The sequence below is a fragment of the Novosphingobium sp. NFX11 genome, from assembly GCF_057376415.1.
Map to the genome: position 1 here is coordinate 650833 of NZ_CP080385.1, position 19232 is coordinate 670064.

General features: G+C 65.9%; 14 protein-coding genes, 4 pseudogenes and 1 riboswitch. Of the genes and pseudogenes, 8 read left to right on the forward strand and 10 right to left on the reverse strand.

All coding sequences use genetic code 11. The features are described from left to right. Positions 1-23: 23 nt before the first annotated feature. Complete coding sequence (locus KZO24_RS20720) at positions 24-788, forward strand: class I SAM-dependent methyltransferase (protein WP_271182193.1); 765 nt, start codon at positions 24-26, stop codon at positions 786-788. A gap of 18 nt (positions 789-806) precedes the next feature. Here the strand turns inward: KZO24_RS20720 and KZO24_RS20725 are convergent, their stop codons facing one another. Both KZO24_RS20725 and KZO24_RS20730 read right to left on the reverse strand, forming a co-directional pair. Beyond that, complete coding sequence (locus tag KZO24_RS20725; protein WP_271182194.1) at positions 807-1556, reverse strand: sulfite exporter TauE/SafE family protein; 750 nt, start codon at positions 1554-1556, stop codon at positions 807-809. Between the two features lie 94 nt (positions 1557-1650). After that, positions 1651-3515 (reverse strand): annotated as a pseudogene (locus KZO24_RS20730) (GGDEF domain-containing protein). A gap of 136 nt (positions 3516-3651) precedes the next feature. Between KZO24_RS20730 and KZO24_RS20735 the strand changes: the two are divergent. After that, a pseudogene (locus KZO24_RS20735) lies at positions 3652-5054 on the forward strand (aldehyde dehydrogenase family protein). Here KZO24_RS20735 and cobF read toward each other — a convergent pair. The 4 genes from cobF to cbiE all read right to left on the reverse strand — a co-directional run bounded on the left by cobF (position 5035) and on the right by cbiE (position 8180). Then, entirely contained in the window at positions 5035-5829 is a 795-nt protein-coding gene (cobF, locus tag KZO24_RS20740; RefSeq protein WP_271182197.1) for a precorrin-6A synthase (deacetylating), read from the reverse strand. The pseudogene KZO24_RS20735 and the gene cobF sit on opposite strands and share 20 nt — an antisense overlap. Continuing rightward, positions 5826-6611 (reverse strand): precorrin-4 C(11)-methyltransferase, encoded by a 786-nt coding sequence (gene cobM, locus KZO24_RS20745; protein WP_271182198.1) that lies wholly within the window; start codon positions 6609-6611, stop codon positions 5826-5828. The genes cobF and cobM overlap by 4 nt, the downstream gene beginning before the upstream one ends. After that, positions 6608-6877, reverse strand: a complete 270-nt coding sequence (locus KZO24_RS20750; protein ID WP_486487739.1) for a cobalamin biosynthesis protein — start codon at positions 6875-6877, stop codon at positions 6608-6610. The genes cobM and KZO24_RS20750 overlap by 4 nt, the downstream gene beginning before the upstream one ends. 94 nt (positions 6878-6971) lie before the next feature. Continuing rightward, on the reverse strand, positions 6972-8180 hold the full coding sequence (gene cbiE, locus KZO24_RS20755) for a precorrin-6y C5,15-methyltransferase (decarboxylating) subunit CbiE (protein ID WP_271182200.1): 1209 nt from the start codon (positions 8178-8180) through the stop codon (positions 6972-6974). Between cbiE and KZO24_RS20760 the strand changes: the two genes are divergently transcribed. Next, positions 8179-8940, forward strand: a complete 762-nt coding sequence (locus tag KZO24_RS20760; RefSeq protein WP_271182229.1) for a cobalt-precorrin-6A reductase — start codon at positions 8179-8181, stop codon at positions 8938-8940. The genes cbiE and KZO24_RS20760 overlap by 2 nt on opposite strands. Here the strand turns inward: KZO24_RS20760 and cobJ are convergent. From cobJ to KZO24_RS20780, 4 genes are all read right to left on the reverse strand, one after another. After that, positions 8904-9668, reverse strand: coding sequence for a precorrin-3B C(17)-methyltransferase (gene cobJ, locus KZO24_RS20765; RefSeq protein ID WP_271182201.1), 765 nt, complete (start codon positions 9666-9668; stop codon positions 8904-8906). The two genes, KZO24_RS20760 and cobJ, sit on opposite strands and share 37 nt — an antisense overlap. 8 nt (positions 9669-9676) lie before the next feature. Next, positions 9677-10411 (reverse strand): precorrin-2 C(20)-methyltransferase, encoded by a 735-nt coding sequence (cobI, locus tag KZO24_RS20770; RefSeq protein WP_271182202.1) that lies wholly within the window; start codon positions 10409-10411, stop codon positions 9677-9679. Next, positions 10408-11037: a precorrin-8X methylmutase gene (locus KZO24_RS20775; protein WP_271182203.1), complete on the reverse strand. Its 630-nt coding sequence runs from the start codon at positions 11035-11037 to the stop codon at positions 10408-10410. The genes cobI and KZO24_RS20775 overlap by 4 nt, the downstream gene beginning before the upstream one ends. Before the next feature lie 115 nt (positions 11038-11152). Next, positions 11153-12175 carry a cobalamin biosynthesis protein CobG gene (locus KZO24_RS20780; RefSeq protein ID WP_486487634.1) on the reverse strand — a complete coding sequence of 341 codons (1023 nt, stop codon included), beginning with the start codon at positions 12173-12175 and terminating at the stop codon, positions 11153-11155. Positions 12176-12361: 186 nt separating this feature from the next. Then, a riboswitch (cobalamin riboswitch) is annotated at positions 12362-12577 on the reverse strand. Between the two features lie 214 nt (positions 12578-12791). On the opposite strand from KZO24_RS20780, the pseudogene KZO24_RS20785 reads away from it, so the two are divergent. The 5 genes and pseudogenes from KZO24_RS20785 (at position 12792) to KZO24_RS20805 (ending at position 18973) form a co-directional block, all read left to right on the forward strand. Next, positions 12792-14395, forward strand: a pseudogene (locus tag KZO24_RS20785) (ABC-F family ATP-binding cassette domain-containing protein). 261 nt (positions 14396-14656) lie between these two features. Beyond that, positions 14657-16714, forward strand: coding sequence for an AsmA family protein (locus KZO24_RS20790; RefSeq protein ID WP_486487635.1), 2058 nt, complete (start codon positions 14657-14659; stop codon positions 16712-16714). 4 nt (positions 16715-16718) lie between these two features. After that, positions 16719-16892 (forward strand): annotated as a pseudogene (locus KZO24_RS20795) (cation diffusion facilitator family transporter); the annotation flags it as partial. A gap of 141 nt (positions 16893-17033) precedes the next feature. Next, the gene (locus tag KZO24_RS20800) at positions 17034-17291 is read left to right on the forward strand and encodes a LysR substrate-binding domain-containing protein (RefSeq protein WP_271182206.1); all 258 of its coding nucleotides are present in this window, start codon (positions 17034-17036) and stop codon (positions 17289-17291) included. Between the two features lie 980 nt (positions 17292-18271). Beyond that, positions 18272-18973 carry a cold-shock protein gene (locus KZO24_RS20805; protein WP_271182207.1) on the forward strand — a complete coding sequence of 234 codons (702 nt, stop codon included), beginning with the start codon at positions 18272-18274 and terminating at the stop codon, positions 18971-18973. Positions 18974-19232: the final 259 nt, after the last annotated feature.

Here is a 19232-nt window from a genome sequence, read left to right on the forward strand (position 1 = left end):
ACAGGACAGGAAAGAGAACCACCATGCAAAGCGAGCACAACGCGATCGTCGACCGGCAGTTCGGCGGACAGGCGCAGGCCTACGTCTCCAGCACCGCACACTCCAGCGGCCCTGACCTTGAGCGACTGGCGCATGTCTCGCAAGCCTGGTCGGCCGCAAAGGTCCTTGATCTCGGCTGCGGGGGCGGTCACGTCTCCTATACGATTGCACCAAACGTCGGCGAGGTCATCGCCTGCGACCTTTCCCCGTCGATGCTCGATGCGGTGACTGGCGAAGCGCGGCGGCGCGGTATCGTCAACATTAGTACCCGGCAGGCCGCAGCGGAATCGCTGCCTTTCGCCGACGGCGAATTCGACGCCGCGGCCTGCCGCATGAGCGCGCATCACTGGCAGGACCTCGACGCCGGTTTGCGCGAAGCGCGGCGCGTTCTGAAAGCCGGGGCGCCCGCGATCTTCATCGACGTAGTTTCCCCCGGCCATCCGATGCTCGACACGCACCTGCAGGCGGTGGAACTGCTGCGCGACCGCAGCCATGTTCGCGACTACCGGATCGAGGAATGGTCGGCCGCACTGAGCCGCGCCGGGTTCGATACCCTCCGCGTTTCCACGCATTCCCTGCCGATGGAGTTCGCCGCATGGGTCGAGCGGATGAAGACCCCGGCGCCCCTCGTCACCGCGATCCGGGCGCTGCAGACCGAAGCATCGGAAGCGGTGCGCGATGCCTTCGCCATCCGGGAGGACGGCAGCTTCACCATCCGCATCGCGACTTTCGAACTGACGGCGGCATAGCGCCCAGCCTCCGTGGTTCTAGCCGTAGGCTTTCACGAAAAACGCGGCAGTCACGCAGACCGCCAGGATCAGCGTCAAGGCCCGCACGACGCCGGAAGGCAGACGAACCCCCAGCAACGCGCCCAGATAGCCGCCTGCCGCCGCGGCTGGGGCGAGGATCAGAACCTCGCGCCAGCCAACCACGCCCATGGCTGCGAACAGCAGGACGGCAGATGTGTTCGCCGCCGTGACCAGCACGGTGCGCGGCCCTTGCAGGCGCTTGAGGTCATCGGGCGTCACAAAGCTCCAGAACGCCATCATCATGATGCCCACGGCGCCGCCGAAATAGCCGCCGTAGATGCCGAGGATGAACTGCCCGGTCAGGATCAGGCCGCGACCCGCGCCGCTCCAGCCGTGGATCGCGGACATGATGCGCCGCCCGAAGGCCAGCGCCATGGTCGCGGCGAGCAAAAGCCATGGCAGTGCCTGGAGAAACAGCGCCTGCGGCGTCACCAGCAGCAGCACCCCTCCCGCCAGCCCGCCAACGACCGATACCGCCGCCATCCAGCGCAGCGAGACGCCCGCGATCGGCCCCAGCCCGTCCCGATAGACCCAGGCACTGACCGCCCCGCCCGGATAGAGCGCCAGGCTGCTGGAGGCATTCGCCGTCACGGGCGGCACACCCGCCGCCATCAACGCCGGCAGGGAAACGAACGAACCGCCGCCCGCCAGCGCGTTCATCGCCCCCGCCAGCAGGCCCGATCCGATGAGGAGAAAATCTGCGGTCATGGCACGGCTATGAGGATGCCGGGCGCCCCGCACAATCCGGATGATGCGAAGCCGTGCCTTCGTCCTGAACGAAGGCTAATGCGAAAAAGGGGCTTCAGATTGCGACAGCAGGCGAGATACCGCCGACACGGTTGCGCTGGGTGGCTACGACGACGCGGTCGCGGCCGCCTTCCTTCGCACGAAGAAGCGCTGCGTCGGCAGTGGTGATCAATGCCTGGATCGGTCCATGATGGGGATAGACGGCCAGCCCCAGCGAGACGGTGACCTGTCCGAGAGGCTGCCCCTCCTGCGTGAGATCGAGGCCCGCCACCCGCTCGCGGATACGCTCGGCCCGCTCCAGCGCCAGTGCCTCGTCAGCCCCCGGCATCAGCATGAGGAATTCCTCGCCGCCATAGCGAAGCGCCAGATCGTCATCTCGCGCACCACCGGCGAAGACAGCCGCGACGGTGCGGATGACGAAGTCCCCGGCATCGTGACCGAAGCGGTCGTTGAGGCCCTTGAAGTGGTCGATGTCCATCATCAGGCAGGCGATCGGCGTACCTGCCGCATCGGCGGTGGCGACCAGCCGGCGTAGGGCATCGTCCAGTTCATGCCGGTTGCGCAAACCCGTCAGCGGGTCGAACAGCGCCTTTTGGTGGAGCACGTCTCGAAGGTTCAGGTTGGCAAGCGCGAGCCCGACGGTCTCGGACATCAGTTCGATGTAGACGCCGGTGGAATCGTCCGGCCCATGGTCGGCCGCCAGGTTCTCCAGCACCAGCAGGCCGATCGTTTCGCCCTGCGCGGTCAGCGGCACGCAGATGGTCGCCCGCGCCGCAGACGGAACAACGTGGCGGCAAGGCACGTCGAGCATCTCGCCGCCGGGCGCATGGATTTGACCGCGCCGCAGCGCCCAGCAATCGTCCGGGCCGAACGCCGCGTCGGTGCCCTGCGGCCCGCGCTCCCCACCCCTTGATCTTTGACTCCTTGATCTTTGGCCCCGCGCCACTCGGCGGCACAGACCATCAGCTTCATGCGGTTGTCCAGCGTATAGAGCCGTCCCGCCAGCGTCGGCGCGATCTTGGGGGCGAACAGGCGCACCACGGCGAAGAGGTCGGAAACGCTCTCGCACCCCTGCAAGCGCTGTGTCATGCGCGCCAGCAGGTCCCGCACGGCCCAGTCGGCATCGCGCTCGCGCTCCAGCCGCTGGCGCTCCAGCCCGTTCTCCCGGAAGATGCGGATCGCCTGCGCCATGTCGCCGATCTCGTCGACTTGCGAGAACGCCGGGGTTTCCACGGTGTAGTCCTGGTCGGCAAGGCGGTTGACCACGTCGCTCAGCGTCATGACCGGACGCAGGATGCGTCGCTTCAGGATGAAGCCCAAAACCAGCAGGAACAGAGCGGCCGTGATCGCGACCATGGCCTCGGACACCGAGCGCAGCCGCTGCGAGGCCTGGCTCGCCTGTTCGATCGCATTGTCCGATCGCTGGTCGAGCATGTAGCGGAAGCGGCCGATCAGGAAGCGCACACGCTCCAGTTCGCGCTCGTACTCCGGTCCGAAGACGATCGCCCGCGCAGTGGCGCTCTCGCCGCGACGGCTGGCGGCGATCGCGGCCTGCTGCTCGTCCTCCAGCGTCGTAGCCCAGCGGAGACCCTCCGCCAACGAGCGCAGTTCCTGTTCGCTGGCGCCGCCGTCCTTCAGCCTCGCGAGGCGCTGTTCAACCGAGCCGAGCGAGGCCCGCGTGCGCTCGTAGGCGATGGCATGGCTGGGGTCGTCGGTCACCGTCGCGAGGCGAGCCTGATCGGTCAGTTCGGCAAGGTCGTTCTCGACCTCGAAGGTCAACTGGTCGAACAGGTCGCGCTGACGCACCGCCGCGCGCTCGACCTTGTCGGCGCTGGAAGCCAGAACCATCGTGATGCCCGCCACGATGGTAAGGCAGACGGTCGCGCCATAGGCCCAGTTGGTGATCGTCGCAATGCGCATGAACGGAAGCTAGACCATTGTGGTTACTTTTTGGTGCATCCCCCAACAAGGCGACCTCTAGCCAAATCCCGAATAGCGGGTAATCAGCGATCCGGTCTGAGCCATGTCTCGCATCACCGAAGGAAAGCGCGCAACCATGCCTTACGAACTATTGATCGATGGCGCACTGATCGACGGTGCATCCAGCATCGAGGTCGTGAACCCGGCAAGCGGCCGCGCCTTCGCGTCCGCCCCCGCGCGGACGAGGGACAGGCGTTGCAGGCGATCGCCGCCGCGAAGCGCGCGTTTCCGGGCTGGGCCGCACTGGGGTTCGCCGAAAGAAGCCGCTGCCTCCACGAACTTGCCGATGCGATCAGGCTGCGGGTCGACGACTTCGCGCGGCTGCTCACCCAGGAACAGGGAAAGCCGCTGAAGGAGGCAAGGCAGGAGGTTCTCGGCGCCGTCGCCGCGCTGACGTACTACGCGCCGCTCACCCTCGAGCCGCGTGTCCTGCGCGAGACGCCGACGGAACGCATCATCGAGCAGCGTTATCCGCTGGGCGTGGTAGCCGCGATCACGCCGTGGAACTACCCCTTGCTGCTGCTGATGGTGAAGCTCGCCCCGGCCCTCATCACCGGCAATACCGTTATCGCCAAGCCGGCGCCGACCACGCCGCTCACCACCTTGCTGCTGGGCGAGGTCGCCGCCGGCATTCTTCCGCCCGGCGTCTTCCAGACGCTGGTCGACCAGAACGACCTTGGCGCCCTGCTCAGCCGGCATCCCGACGTTGCGCATATCAGCTTCACCGGCTCCACGCCCACCGGCAGGAAAGTGCTGGGCAGCGCAGCCGATACGCTCAAGCGGTTCACACTGGAACTGGGCGGCAATGACGCGGCGATCATTCTCGACGATGCGGACATCGCCAAGGTCGCACCTCGGATATTCGGCGGCGCGACCACCAATGCGGGGCAGATCTGCCTTGCCGTGAAGCGGGTCTACGTCCCCAATTCGATGATCGATGCGCTATGCGCCGAGCTTGTCAGGCTCGCCGGAGAGGCCGTCGTCGGCGATGGGCTCGAACAGGGCACAACGATCGGGCCGATCCAGAACCGTGCCCAGTTCGAGAAGGTGCTGGGCTTCATCGAGGACGCACGAGCGCAGGGCACCATCGTCGCCGGTGGGAAAGCGCTTGCAGGCGACGGCTACTTCATCGCGCCGACCATCGTGCGCGACCTGCCCGACGATGCCCGCCTCGTGCGCGAGGAGCAGTTCGGCCCGGTGCTCCCGGTGCTGGGTTATGACGACCTGGAAGATGCGATCGGGCGGGCTAACGACAGCGAGTACGGCCTCGGCGGGACGGTGTGGACCTCTAACATCGATCGCGGCATCGCGGTCGCTTCACGCATCGAAAGCGGAACGGTGTGGGTCAACAAGCACCTGGAACTGCCCTTCGACGTGCCCTTCGGCGGCGCAAAACAGTCCGGGATCGGTCGTCAGCAGGGCATCGAGGGCATGGAGGACTTCACCCAGCCCAGGATCGTCAACGTCGCACTTGGCTGAGCCCTGATCGATCGTCGGCGGTCCCGTGCGACTTGCGCATGAGGTAGACGTCCATGATCCAGCCATGCTCCCGTCGCAGCGCCGAACGCAGATCGATGATCGTCTCCGCCACTTCGGCAAGGCGCCCGGCGACGAGTGCTTCGCCGGGCATGCCGAGGTAGGCGCCCCACCAGATGTCGATGCCTTGCGCATCCAGCGCCTCGAAGGCACCGCCCTCGTCCAGCATGACCACCACCGTTCCCGCGCCGGGCGGCCAGCCATGCATGCGCAGCAGCCGTCCGGTCGTGATCGTCACCGCGTCCGCCAGCCGGTTGAGCGGGATCGCATGTGCGGCGGTCAGCGCATGGAGGCTGGAGATGCCGGGCACCACGCGCACCTCGATGGCCATCCCGCCTCCGATCAGTTGCCCAGCGATCCGCAAGGTGCTGTCATAGAGCGAGGGGTCGCCCCAGACCAGCAGGGCAAGCCTGCCTCCTTCGGGCAGGTGCTTGGCGATCTGCGCGGCCCATGCGGCGGCGATCGCGCCGTGCCAGGACTGCACGCCATCGATGTAGTCGCCCCCGGCATCGCGGGTCGGGAGGTCGAACTCGACCACGCGCACCGGCTGCGTCAGCACGGCGTCGCAGATGGTCCGGCGTACGTCGAGCAACCCCGACTTGGCGCTGCCCTTGCGCGGCAGCAGGATCAGGTCGGCCTGGTTCATCGCGCGCATCGCCTGGACGGTCAGGTGATCGGGATTGCCCGTGCCGATGCCGATGAGATCGAGATGGATCACTTGGCAGATCCGGCGTAGCGGGAGTCTGCGGTCTGCGGCCGGAAGCGGCGGTCGTAGCCGCGGGCGTAGAGGCTGCTTTCCCCGAAGTCCTCGGCAGCGAGCACCCGGCCGACGAGGATCAGCGCGGTGCGCTCCATGCTCCCGGCAACGGCGTCTTCGATCGTATCCAGCGTGGCGCGCACGATGCGCTGGTCGGGCCAGCTCGCCCGCCATACGACCGCGACCGGGCAATCGGCGCCGTAGACCGGGGCAAGGTCGGCCACGACCCTTTCGAGGTTGTGGATCGACAGGTGGATCGCCAGCGTCGCTCCCGTCGCGGCAAAATTGGTCAGGCTTTCGGCGGGCGGCATCGTGCTCGCGCGGCCGGGCGTGCGGGTCAGCACCAGCGACTGCGCCAGCGCGGGCAGAGTGAGTTCGGCCTCCAGCGCGGCGGCAGCGGCCGCGAAGGCCGGAACGCCCGGGGTGACGGTGAAGGGAATGTCCAGCGCGCGCAGGCGGCGCAGTTGCTCACCCATCGCCGACCAGACCGACACGTCGCCCGAATGGAGCCGCGCGACGTCCTGCCCGGCGGCATGGGCCTCGGCGATCTCGGCGATGATGGCATCGAGGTCCATCGGCGCGGTGTTGACGATGCGCGCGCCGGGCGGGCAGTGGTCCAGCACCTCTGCGGGCACCAGCGACCCGGCATAGAGGCACACCGGGCTCGCCGCGATCAGATCGCGGCCGCGCAGGGTCAGAAGGTCGGGCGCGCCGGGGCCGGCGCCGATGAAGTGAACGGTCATGCGGAAACTCCCAGGGCTATGGCGCAAGTCGCCATGCGGTCGCGTGAAATGTGGCGGGGGCCTGCGAGCGTGGCGGCATCGTCGTCGAAAGCGGCAAGTGCACTGGCCTCGGCGACGCTACCGACGCCTCTTGCAGCTTGCGCGGCGGTGGAGGCGGTGCACGTAGACACTTGCGCCAGCCGGCCGGGCGGTACGGCGATCAGGGGCAGGTCCAGCAGGTTCGCCAGTTCGGCGAGCAGTTCCGCCTTGTCGGCCGGAGCGGCCAGATGCGTGACGGGCGGCGCCCCTCGCGCGCCAGCTGATACGCGGAAATCAGCGAAAACACGCTGGCGTCCTTGCGAAAACCGAAGCCCGCCACGATCACAGCACTACGCTCCACTGCACCACCGGATAGCGCGAACGCCAGCCGCGCCGGGTGCCGAGCGGTGCCGCATCCGCAAGTTCGATGCGCATCAGCGTGCCGCCTTGCTCGCCCTGCCAGCGGGCGAGCAAGGCTTCGGACTCCAGCGTCACAGCATTGGCTACCAGCCGGGTGCCTGTGGGAAGCCGCTGCCACAAGGCGTCGAGAAATCCGTCAGATAGTCCTCCACCGATGAACACGGCATCCGGCGGGCGGCCGTCAGGCAAGACCTGAGGCGCGCGGCCGAGGACGAGTTCCAGCCGGTCCACGCCCAGCGCCAGCGCGTTCGCCCTCGCCCGACCGGCGCGGCTCGGATCGGCCTCGACGGCGCAGGCGGTGTTGGCCGGATGCGCCAGCAACCATTCGATCGAGACCGAGCCCGAGCCGCCCCCGATGTCCCACAAGCGCTCGCCGGGACGCGGCGCGAGGGCGCTGAGCGTCAGGGCCCGCAGCGGGCTCTTGGTGATCTGGCCGTCGTGATCGAACAGATCGTCAGGCAAGCCGCTGGTCGCGGGCAAGGCGTCACCCACGCCGGCGACCTCGATCCCCACCGCTACCGGATGCCGGATATCGTCGAAGCCCAGCGCCTGTGCTTCGACGCTGCGCACCCGTTCGCGCGGCCCGCCCAATGCTTCCAGCACATGCAGCGTAGAAGCGCCGAAACCACGCTCGACCAGATACGCGGCCAGCCCAGCCACCGCTTCGCCATCACGCACGAGCACCAGTATGTGCCGCCCTTTGGCAAGGTGAGGCCGCAGGCGCTGCACCGGCGCGGCGTGAAGACCAAGGCAGGTGCAGTCCTGCAGCGCCCAGCCCAGCCGCGCCGCCGCCAGCCCGAACGTGGAAGGCGCCGGGTGCGCGATCCATTCGCCCGGAGCAAGATCGCGAGTCACACTGCTCCCCGCGCCGAACCAGAACGGATCGCCGGAGACCAGCACTACCACCTTGCGCCCGCGCTCCGCCAGCAGCAGCGGGATGCCGTCGGCGAAGGGAACTGGCCATTCGCGGCTCGGCGCACTAAGCCCCGGCAGCAGCGCGAGGTGGCGGGCGGCGCCCATCACCAGTTGCGCCTGTTCCAGTGCCGCGCGGTTTGCCGCGCTCAGTCCGTCCGCCGCATCCTCGCCGATGCCCACGATCGTCAACCAGGGGGAAGCGATGCTGTCAGCCATGCCGAACATCCTGCTGCTGGGCGGAACCACCGAAGCGAGCGCGCTTGCCCGCCTGCTGGCGGCGTCCGGCATGACCGCAATGCTCAGCTATGCCGGACGCACCGAAAACCCGCGCCCGCAGCCGATCCCCACGCGCATCGGCGGCTTCGGCGGCGTGTCCGGGCTCGCCGCCTACTTGCGCGCAAACTGCGTTACTCATCTGGTGGACGCCACCCATCCCTTCGCCGCAACGATGAGCGCGAACGCGGTGGAAGCGGCCCGCATCGCAGGCGTAACTCTCTTCGCGCTCACCCGTCCGGCATGGGAACCGGTAGCCGGAGACGACTGGCGCCCTGCTCCCGACATCGCCGCTGCCGTCGATGCCCTTGGCGGCCCGCCGCGCCGGATCATGCTTGCACTGGGCCGCATGCATGTGGAGGCTTTCGCCGCCCGCCCGCAGCATCACTACCTGCTGCGCTTCGTCGATGCGCCGGACCAGCCGTCCGCCTTGCCCCATCACACGCTGGTCATCGATCGCGGCCCCTTCAGCGTCGAAGACGACACCCGGCTGCTGCGCGACCATGCGATCGACCTCGTGGTCTGCAAGAACGCGGGCGGCAGCGGCGCCAAGGCGAAACTTGTCGCCGCGCGCGATCTCGGCCTGCCGGTGCTGATGATCGAGCGCCCGGCGCTCCCGACCCGCACCGAGTTCCATCGGCCCGAGGACGTACTCGACTGGATCGCTCACGCCGCATCCCCGGAAACCGAGCGCGGGGTGTAAAGGGTCGGTCCTCCCGGCCGCTCGATCACCCGCGTCCGGCTCGATCCGACGATCACCACGGTGCGCATGTCAGCCATTTCCGCACTCGCCTGTCCGAGCGGCACGATCCTCAGGCTTTCCTCCGGGGTCGATACCGCGCGGGCGAACAGGACCAGCCGCTCGTCGCCGCAGGCATCGCGCAGCACTTCCAGCACTCTGGCGAACCCTTCGGGCCGCGCCCTGGATCGCGGGTTGTAGAACGCCATGGCGAAGTCCGCCTCCGCCGCCAGCTGCAGGCGCTTCTCGATGACGTTCCACGGCTTAAGGTTGTCGGACAGGTTGATCGCGCAGAAATCATGCCCGAGCGGCGCGCCTGCCCGTGCCGCGGCGGCGAGCATGGCGGTAATCCCCGGCAGCACGCGTATGTCGAGACCGCGCCATGAAACCGGCCCTGCCTCCAGCGTCTCGAACAGCGCGGAGGCCATCGCGAAGACTCCGGGATCGCCCGATGACACGACGACCACCCTGCGCCCCTGCGCCGCAAGGTCGAGCGCCAAGGCCGCCCGGTCCAGTTCCACGCGGTTGTCGGAAGGATGCAGCGTCAGCCCCGGCCGAGGCGCCACGCGCGCAACATAGGGAATGTAGCCGACCACGTCGGTCGCCTCGGCCAGCGCAGCGGTGACTTCGGGCGTGACGAGTGCCTCGCTGCCCGGCCCCAGCCCGGCAACCGCAACCCATCCTGTGGTCATGGCCCCGCTCACGGTCGACGCCCCTGTCCGTGAATGAGCAGGATCGAGAAGTAGGGCGCGACCTGCTCGGCATCGACCAGCCGGGTCACCTTCTGGCCCGGCATGGCGGCGTGCTCGACCAGCCATGCGGCATCCTCGCGCCCGGCTGCGGCCACGGCGCGGCGCAGCTTGGGCAGGTTGCGGCCGATCTTCATGACCACCAGCGCGTCGGTATCGCGGATGCGCCGCGCCAGCTCCGCTTCGGGCAGAGTGGCCATCGCCACCGTCAGCACGTCATCCCCCCACGTGATCGGCAGGCCGGTGGCGTTCCATGCACCCGCCATGCCGGTGATGCCGGGCACGACCTCCACAGGCGCTTGGCCCGCAAGGCGGCTGTGGAGGTGCATGAACGACCCGTAGAAGAACGGATCACCCTCGCACAGCACCACCACATCCTCGCCGGTGCGGGTGGCGTCCAGCAGCCGCTCGGTGCATCCGGCGTAGAACTCGGAGAGGCAGGCGTTGTAGCCCGGATCGGACAGCGGGATTTCGGTGGTCACCGGATATTCCATCGCGATCTCGACCGCATCGGCGCGCAGCAGGTCCTGCGCGATGCGCCGGGCGTGGCCGGCGCGGCCCTTCTTGCGGAAATAGGCGATCTGCCGCGTGCCGCGCACCAGCCGGTCCGCACGCACGCTCATGAGGTCGGCTGCGCCGGGGCCAAGGCCGACGCCATGGATCGTGCCATGATCCGGCGCGCTCATTCGGCGCGGCTCGCAAGGGCGTTGATGGCCGCCACCGTGATGGCACTGCCGCCGAGGCGCCCCTCGACGATGCAGCAGGGGACCGGCGCCGCCTCCCACAGCGCGTCCTTGGACTCGGCCGCTCCCACAAAGCCCACCGGACAGCCGATGATCGCCGCCGGGCGCGGGCAGGCCGGGTCCTGCAGCATGTCGAGGAGGTGGAACAGCGCCGTGGGGGCGTTGCCGATCGCCACCACCGCACCTGCCAGATGCGGCCGCCACAGCTCCAGCGCGGCGGCGGAGCGGGTATTGCCCATGGTACGGGCGAGGTCCGGTACCTGGCTGTCGTTGAGGGTGCAGATCACCCGGTTGTCTGCGGGCAGGCGCGCGCGGGTCACGCCCTCGGACACCATGCGCGCATCGCACAGGATCGGCGCACCGGCGACCAGCGCATCGCGCGCTGCCGCCGCGAAACCGTGCGAGAAGCGGATATGCGCTTCGAGGCCCACCATGCCCGCCGCATGGATCATGCGCACCGCGACCGGCTCCTCCTCGGCCCCGAAGCGCACGAGATCGGCCTCGGCGCGGATGATAGCGAAGGACTGGCGATAGATCGCGGCGCCGTCCTTCTCGTAGGCATGCGGCATCAGGAAGCTCCAAGGCGGGCGAGAATGTCGGCGCTGTCCAGCCCTCGGCACAGCGGCTGCGCATCGGCGCGGGCCCCGAAGACAAGGTCGTAGCGTCCGCCGCGGCCGGTCACGGTCACGTCGGCGGGCAGCGAAGAGGCGCAGCCCTTGGCGCACCCGGACACATGCAGACGGCCCGGCACGAGGGGGCAAGCCGCCGGGCCAGATCGCGGGTTTCCACGCTGGCCTGCGGGCAAGCGGGGGCACCGGGGCAGGCATCCACCCGCAGCAGCGGATCGGCGGGATCGGTCACGAGACCGGGAACATCGGTCGAGCAGCCCCCTTCGACGAGCAGCACGCGCCAGGGCGTCAGGCGCACTCCGGTGACGCCGGGGCTTCGCATCAGGTCCAGCAATGTCTTCGCCTCGATGCGCCCGAACGGCAAACCACAGGCGATCCCGTCCCGCCACCGGCCGGGCGCGATGGGCGGCTGAGGCGGGGCGGGCCGGGCACCATCGCGGGCCCAGGCGGGCAGCGGAGCGTGGTGCCGGGCCATCCGCCGCGCCTTCGCGCCGCCGCTTTCGACGAACCACCGCGCGAGCGCCAGCAAGGCATCGACCTCGCCGCCGACCGTCAGCTTCACGCCCTCGGCCCGCCCGTCGGCGCGCAGCATCAGCGGGCCATCGAGCGTGCGTTCGATCCGGAAATCTCCCGGTTCGCGCGCCAGTACCGGCACCTCGCCCGCATCGATGACAAAGCCGACCTTGCCCGGCAGCTGCGGAAATCCCGCCAACCGGTCGCGCAGCTCGTCGGCGATGCGCGCGGTGTCGTCGCCCGCACGCCAGTCCGGTGCAGCGAGGATGTTGCGGTGGCTCTCCCGCTCGCCGTCACCATCGACGAGACCGAGCGCGCACAGATGCTCCAGCAGGACCGGCCAGTGCGGCTCGCCCACCCCGCGAATCTGGAAGTTGGCACGCCGCGTCAGGTCGATCAGGCCATTGCCATAGGCCAGCGCGGCCTCGCCCAAGGCAACCGCCTGGGCGGAGCTCATCCGGCCGAGGTGCGGCTTGACCCGCACCAGCAGTCCATCTCCGGCCATCATCGGACGCCAGGCGTCGGGGCACCAGCCCCGTATCACGCCCTCTTCCTGCAGGCTCACAGCCATCCCACCCCGCGCGCCGGGCCGAACCTGAGGATGGGGCTTACCGGCCACGGCCGACCGACGCGGGCCGACGGGCGGGCGCAACAGGCGCCCGGCGACACGCGCGCGTGCAGCCCCAGCCGCACCGCTTCGTCGCCCAGACGGAAGAACAACCGTGCCGTGACCATCCCCTGGACCAAGGCAAGAGCGACCAGTGCGCCGGCAGGTCTCCTGGCTCGCGGGTCACAGCTTGATGCACGCCTTCCCGGACCTTTAAGGCCCAGTGGCTGCCCCTCGAAAGGGCGAGTGCATCGCGCTACCCGCTTACAGTTGCAGGGACAGCCGCGGATTTGGGAGCAAGCCCCCGCACCGCATTCCCGATTAAGCCCCGTCAGGGGCACCGGCGCGATCATGTTCGAAGAACGGAGTTTCCCCACCCTTCGAGCGCTGCGCCTTACAGCGACTTTGCAGGAGGGTAAACTCCTGTTCGCCAGGATTGATCGTCATCGAATCAGTCGATTGCGATCGGTGCCCGCAGCGACTATATCCACTGCACCCCTGACGGAGTGTGTAATCATGAACTTGTCCCTGACCGCATCGCCTACCCGCCTTGCCGCCAAGGAAACCTGTGTTCATGCCTGCCTCCATTTCCATTTCCAAACTCACCTGGCCCGCGCCTGACGGCCGCCGCGTTCTTGATGACCTGACCCTCGATTTCAGCAAGGAACGCGCCGGCCTTGTCGGACGCAACGGCATTGGCAAATCGACGCTGCTGAGCCTCATCTGCGGCGACCTGTCGCCGTCCAGAGGAACCGTTCGCGTTCAGGGCACAGTGGGATTGCTACGGCAGGCTGTACAGGCATCGGCCGACGGCACCGTGGCGCATCTGCTCGGAATCGCCGATGCACTCGCGGTTCTTCGCGGCGCCGAAGCCGGCACCGCGACGTTGGACGAACTGGTCGAGGCCGACTGGACCGTGGAAACCCGCGCAGCCGACGCACTGGCCTGCCTAGGGCTGCCGATACCGCTCGATACGCCGCTCGGCTGCCTGTCGGGCGGACAGAGGACACGCGCGGCGCTGGCGGGATTGCATTTCACCCAGCCGGATTTTCTGCTGCTTGATGAGCCGACGAACAACCTTGACGCAGAGGGCAGAGCGGCCGTCATCGATATGCTGGCGCACTGGCGTGCAGGCGCCATCGTCGTGAGCCATGACCGCGAATTGCTCGACGCCATGGACTCGATCATCGAACTTACCTCGCTGGGGGCCGCGCGTTATGGTGGCAACTGGAGTGATTACTGCGCACGCAAGGCCGTTGAACTCGCTGCCGCCGAGCATGATCTCGCATCGGCCGAGCACCATCGGGCGCAAGTGACCCGCAAGACGCAAATAACCGCAGAGCGTCAGCAGCGGCGCGATGCAGCGGGAAATCGCCAGGCCGGTCGTGGCGGCATGCCGCGTATCCTGCTCGGGGCCCGCCGCGAGCAGGCGGAAAACAGCGGCGGAGAAAACAGACGCTTCGCCGAACGGCAGCGCAGCGAGGCGGAACTCGCTGTGAAACGGGCAAGGGCGCGGATCGAAATATTCCAGCCCATCTCGGTTCAGATCGCGACGACAGGCCTTAACCCGTCTCGCGATGTTCTTACGCTCGAGCATGTCTCCGCAGGATACGAGGATGGGGCATCGATATTACGCGACATGTCACTGCGCATCGTCGGACCCGAACGGGTTGCGATAACCGGAGCGAATGGCAGCGGCAAATCGACTTTGCTGCGGGTCATCATCGGCGAACTTACCCCGTCGTCAGGCCGAGCGGAATGCCACGTTCCCCGTAGGCTACTCGATCAGCAGGCCACCATCCTGCACAAGGAACAGACCATCGCTGAGAACTTCTCGCGACTAAACGAGGGGTGGACAATAATGCATGTCGCGCGGCGCTGGCTCGTTTCGGCTTCAGGGCAGCAGCAGCCGACAAGGCCGTCCACGCCCTGAGCGGAGGGCAGATCCTGCGCGCCGGCCTTGCCTGCATCTTGGGCAACCCTGCTCCGCCGCCGCTCCTTATCCTCGACGAGCCGACGAACCATCTCGACCTCGAATCGATCGCTGCGATCGAAGCCGGATTGATGGCCTACGATGGCGCGTTAATCGTGGTCAGTCACGATCGACGATTTTTGGATCGAATTCGCATTACGCGGACGGTCGAACTGGAAACTGGCGGCTGGATTCGCTCGACATGAGCATTGACCGAGAGGCCGCAGACTGAACCGAGCAATGCCGTGCGCCCGATCTTGGTCGCCAAAACAAGGCCTAGCCCCGGAACATTACGCAGCTATCGCTATTCACCATGCGCGGTCGGCGGCTGGGTCATTGCGCCGGGCGGGCATCACTTCATGGAAACGCCGATCGGAGACCAGGTAATCGCCTAAGCCCTGCCGTGAAGCCGTCCCGGCGACGGTAACACCTGAAACCAAAACCCACGCTCAAGCGATGTGGACCTTATGGAACCGCCAGCCGCATCTCAACCGCCTGCGACGATATCTTTCGCCAGACGACGGCGGCGCTGGAGCATCGCGCGGAATGTCCTGCTTGCCATTCTCACCGCGATCTTCGCTGTCTGGTTGCTTCTGTTCATAACCAAGGGCCGGTTCCTCAGACACCCTTTCGAAAGCATCGCCAGTTCGCTAAGCGATCGCACGGTCAAGGTCGGCGGCAACTTCCAGCTCTATTTCGCCCCGCTGCGGATCAAGTTCGTGGCCGAGGAGTTGGCCGTATCCAACCCGCAATGGGCAAAGGAAAACACCCTTTTCGCCGCCCGGCGCATCGAAGCCAGGATCGCCCCGCTTTCGCTGCTTTTGGGGCATCGCCATGTCTATGCACTCGATCTCGATCGGGGCGTCATCAATCTGGAATGGGATGCCGGCCACAGGCGCAATACCTGGACTTTCGCAACGAGCGGGGAAGGCAAGCCTTTCGAAATGCCACGCATCGACAGGGCCAACATTACCGGCACGCAGATCCATTACATCGACCCGCAGATGCCGCTCCTCGCCAACCTCACCATTGATCCGATCGCGGCTACGGATACGCGGATCGGCAAGGCAGTGGGGCTGAAAGGCAGCGGCACTTTTCGCACTACGCCATTTCGCCTGACGGCTGAACTGCTGTCCCCCGATGCCAGTCTTTCCGGAGCAGAGAACCGACTACAGGCGCGCGCATGGGCGGCCAATAGCGTCATCGACGTTTCCGGCACCCTGCCCGCCCTCACAGAGTTCGAGGACGTTCCCTTGAAAGTCGCGGCCAAAGGGCGGGACTTGTCCGACCTAATGGCGGTGATTGATGTCGTCATTCCGCAGACACGCCGCTATGCGCTCGAGGCGCAGCTTGTGAAGGACGCGCAGACCTATCGTTTCACAGGGATGACGGGAACTTTTGGCCAATCCGACCTGTCGGGCCGCTTCACCGTGACCAATGCGCAGCGACTGAGGCTGGACGCCGCGCTGGAAACCCGGCGCCTCGACATTGTCGATGCGGCCCCATTTATCGGTTACAACCCCGATGTCGTAGCTTCGCAGGGCGCGATGGCTGCCGCTGCGCAGACAGGAGCAGGAGCCCGCCGCATCCTTCCCGACGCAGAACTGCCGGTTGCGATGATGCAACGCTTCGATGCCGGTCTCGACTGGAAAATCGGCGTGGTCCGATCGAAGAACGTGCCCGTCTCGAACATCGCGCTGAAACTGTCGCTGGACAGGGGGCGACTGGCGCTGTCGCCGCTGACATTCTCCATGGCGCGCGGCGACGTGGCCTCGGACTTCGTGATCGACACCCGCCAGCGGCCCTCCGCGATCCGTTACGATATCCGTCTGGCCTCGACGCCGATGGGCCGCCTGCTGGCGGGTTATGGTCTCGCCGATTCCGGTACTACCGGCACTATTCGCGGCAGGATCGAACTGGACGGAAGAGGTGACACGATCCACGATCTGCTGGCGACGTCATCGGGCCGGATCGCCTTTGTCATGCCGCAGGGTACGCTGTGGACGCAGAATGCGCAACTCGCCGAACTGGACCTCGGAACCTTCGTCTCCAAGATGTTTCAGGGCAAACTGAAGAAACCGATCGAGGTCAATTGCGGCCTGCTGGCCTTCACCGTCCGAGGTGGAACCGCCGCGGCCGACCCGATCCTGATCGACACCAGCAAGAACGTGGTGATCGGCCGCGGGGGCTTCAGTTTCGCGACCGAGACGGTAGACATGGCTTTCCGTGCCGACGGCAAGAAGTTCAGCCTGTTCTCCGGCCAGTCTCCCGTTGGCCTGGGTGGTCATTTCTCGGAACCGAAACTGCAGGTGATCAGCCCGCAACTTGTCGGCCGTGCCGGGGCCGGACTTGGCCTTGCCTTGCTTGCCACCCCAGTTGCCGGATTGCTGGCATTCGTCGACCCCGGTGATGCGAAGTCAACCGCTTGCGGCCCTGTTCTTGCGGGAGCAAATGCAAGCGCCCAGCGCACTTCCAACGGCAAGCCGCGTGACGATGTCGGCAATGGTTCAACCAAAAAGAATTAGCGCCATGGCCAAGACATCCGGTGTCTTTCGAGACAAAATCGTGATTTACGGTGCGCTGGCAGCAAACCTTCGAATCGCGATCGCAAAGTTCGTCGCAGCCGGGATCCGCGGCTCATCGGCGATGGCCACCGAAAGCGTTCATTCGCTAATGGACAGCGAGAACCAGCTTCTGCTTCTCTAAGATCAGCGCCGCTGACATTCCGATGTATGAAAGCATCGCCCATATTCGCGAGCCTCACCCGATCTAGGTTGAATCGCCATTCATCACCAGAAAGCAATGGCGGCAAGGTAGAGCGATTACGAACGCCTCGAACTCGACGTGCCCAGTCGATTGATCCTCGACGATAGTGGGTTGATGCTCGATGCCACGCTCGCCGGGATGGGGTGGGGCTATCTGGCTGAGCAGACCATTACGCCGCTCATCAAGGACGGGCAACTGATCCAGATGCTGGTGGACTGGATGCCGCAGGAGGCGCCGCTTTGCCTATACTATTCCGGCCGTCGCCATGTTCCTGCCAAATTGCGTGCGTTCATCGACCTCGTTCGGCTCCACGCCCGGAAGCCGTCAATGGCGTGAGGCACTCGTTTGGTAAGTTGCTTCCTGGACGAGCAGCGTGAACCGTGCACGGATGCGATGGGCCGGCGCGTTGCTGCCGTTTCTGTGGTCGCCCCGTCACTACCGTTCGGTAGCCAATATTCCATTCTCAGGCGCAGACGGTCTGCTCCTGACAAGAAACCGAACCTGGCTCGGTTGTGGTGCTCAGATGCCTCCAAAACAACCCATTCATGCCTTCGCTCCTCGTCGAACGACACGACGGGCTTGGCGAAGTAGGAATGCTCGAACGATCCCAGCGGAATCGCCAGCAGCGACGGTTCTACGTCGAATCTGATACGCAATGTTCGATCCGCGCTCCTGACAGAATCGATAAGCCACATGGCGTCTGCTATCGGGAGGTCTTACCCACTCTCGCGACGGGCCGTCGATCCTAACATCGCTGCATCTAATAGGACCCGCGTCGAAAAAACGCTTCCCGATTGTTGCCGGCAGGCCAAGCGATGACAAACCAGCGTTTTGAATCGGCGGTTTGAGGCAGCTCGCCAGCCATATTCACACAACTAAAACATGCGCGCCCGGCATGGAATTCATCATTTTAGCTCTCTCCTAGAATATTATCACATAAATTTTCTACTGCCTTTCTCGACCCATCACGATTAATCGCCCGCAAATTTCTGTTGCCAATTTACAAACCATCTACTTTTACCCCCTATTCATAAAATGTCTGATTGCGGACTGGCAGGTTAGAGATCCGAACGAGGCGCAACGGCAAGCAGGAAAGATCGGACTTGGCGCCGACACCGTCGTGAATCATGTCGTGAACGAAGCGATGGAATGCGGCGACCCGGGGATCTGGCCTTATGCAGAACTCTGGTCGCCAAGAAGCTACGGCGCTGCTATAGCCTTATATCCCTGCATCCTGAGAAGGATTCTGCGGCCTTGCGTGCTACGTTGACTCGCGAGGATAGGTTTCGTCAGACGTAGCTTAAGGTACTTAAAAGATGACATTCGACAAGGGAAATCGCGGCTATGGTCGTGATCGGTTCGGCGGTGGTGATGATCGTTGGGGTGGTGGCAACGATCGGTTCGGCGGCGGCGGCGGTGATCGCTTCGGCGGTGGCGGTGATCGGTTCGGCGGCGGCCAGCGTGGTGGCTTCGGCGGATCGCGCGGTGGTGGTTTTGGCGGCGGCGGTGGTTCGCGTGGCGGGCCGGGCCAGGTCGTCGGGCAGGGTCGTGGAACGGTCAAGTTTTTCAACCCCGACAAGGGTTTCGGCTTCATCCAGCTTGAAGGTGGCGGCGACGACGCATTCGTGCACATCAGCGCCGTGCAGTCTGCCGGCCTCGAGACGCTGGCCGAAGGCCAGCAGCTGGAATTCCAGCTGGTCGAGCGCAATGGCAAGGTTTCCGCATCCGAACTGACTATTGTCGGTGAGGTCATCGTTGCTGAACGTCGCGAACGTGCCGCCGCTCCCGCTCCGCGCCAATCGACTGGTGAAAAGGCCACCGGCACGGTCAAGTTCTTCAACGGCTCCAAGGGCTTCGGCTTCATCGTGCGCGATGACGGCCAGCCTGACGCTTTCGTGCATATCAGCGCCGTCGAGCGTTCCGGTTTGCATGGTCTTTCGGAAGGCGATCAGCTCGAATTCGAGATCGAGATCGATCGTCGCGGCAAGGCATCTGCCGTGAATCTGGTCCAGCGCTGACGGACTTGGCCATGGCTGCCACAGGTGGCCATGGCCTCTGCTCCGGCTTTCCTCTGTCGCATTGCGATCGGTAACGGAAAGACACGCGCTTTATGCCGAAGGCGCTGATCCAGCCCGCCTTCGGCCAGATACCTGCAAGGGTACGAATGAGTACCCTTCAGGCGTACGCACAACACGTCCTGCTGCGGGGGATCAGCTTTCTTCTGGAACTGATGACCGGACACATTACTTGAGCCCCGGACCAGCGGTAGTTCAATTC

Excerpts from the sequence above, each read along its gene's own strand:
- KZO24_RS20720 (WP_271182193.1), top strand. The coding sequence starts at position 24 with ATGCAAAGCGAGCACAACGCGATCGTCGACCGGCAGTTCGGCGGACAG.
- KZO24_RS20725 (WP_271182194.1), bottom strand. The coding sequence starts at position 1,556 with ATGACCGCAGATTTTCTCCTCATCGGATCGGGCCTGCTGGCGGGGGCG.
- cobM (WP_271182198.1), bottom strand. The coding sequence starts at position 6,611 with ATGACCGTTCACTTCATCGGCGCCGGCCCCGGCGCGCCCGACCTTCTG.
- KZO24_RS20760 (WP_271182229.1), top strand. The coding sequence starts at position 8,179 with ATGCCGAACATCCTGCTGCTGGGCGGAACCACCGAAGCGAGCGCGCTT.
- cbiE (WP_271182200.1), bottom strand. The coding sequence starts at position 8,180 with ATGGCTGACAGCATCGCTTCCCCCTGGTTGACGATCGTGGGCATCGGC.
- cobJ (WP_271182201.1), bottom strand. The coding sequence starts at position 9,668 with ATGACCACAGGATGGGTTGCGGTTGCCGGGCTGGGGCCGGGCAGCGAG.
- cobI (WP_271182202.1), bottom strand. The coding sequence starts at position 10,411 with ATGAGCGCGCCGGATCATGGCACGATCCATGGCGTCGGCCTTGGCCCC.
- KZO24_RS20775 (WP_271182203.1), bottom strand. The coding sequence starts at position 11,037 with ATGCCGCATGCCTACGAGAAGGACGGCGCCGCGATCTATCGCCAGTCC.
- KZO24_RS20790 (WP_486487635.1), top strand. The coding sequence starts at position 14,657 with ATGGAACCGCCAGCCGCATCTCAACCGCCTGCGACGATATCTTTCGCC.
- KZO24_RS20805 (WP_271182207.1), top strand. The coding sequence starts at position 18,272 with ATGACATTCGACAAGGGAAATCGCGGCTATGGTCGTGATCGGTTCGGC.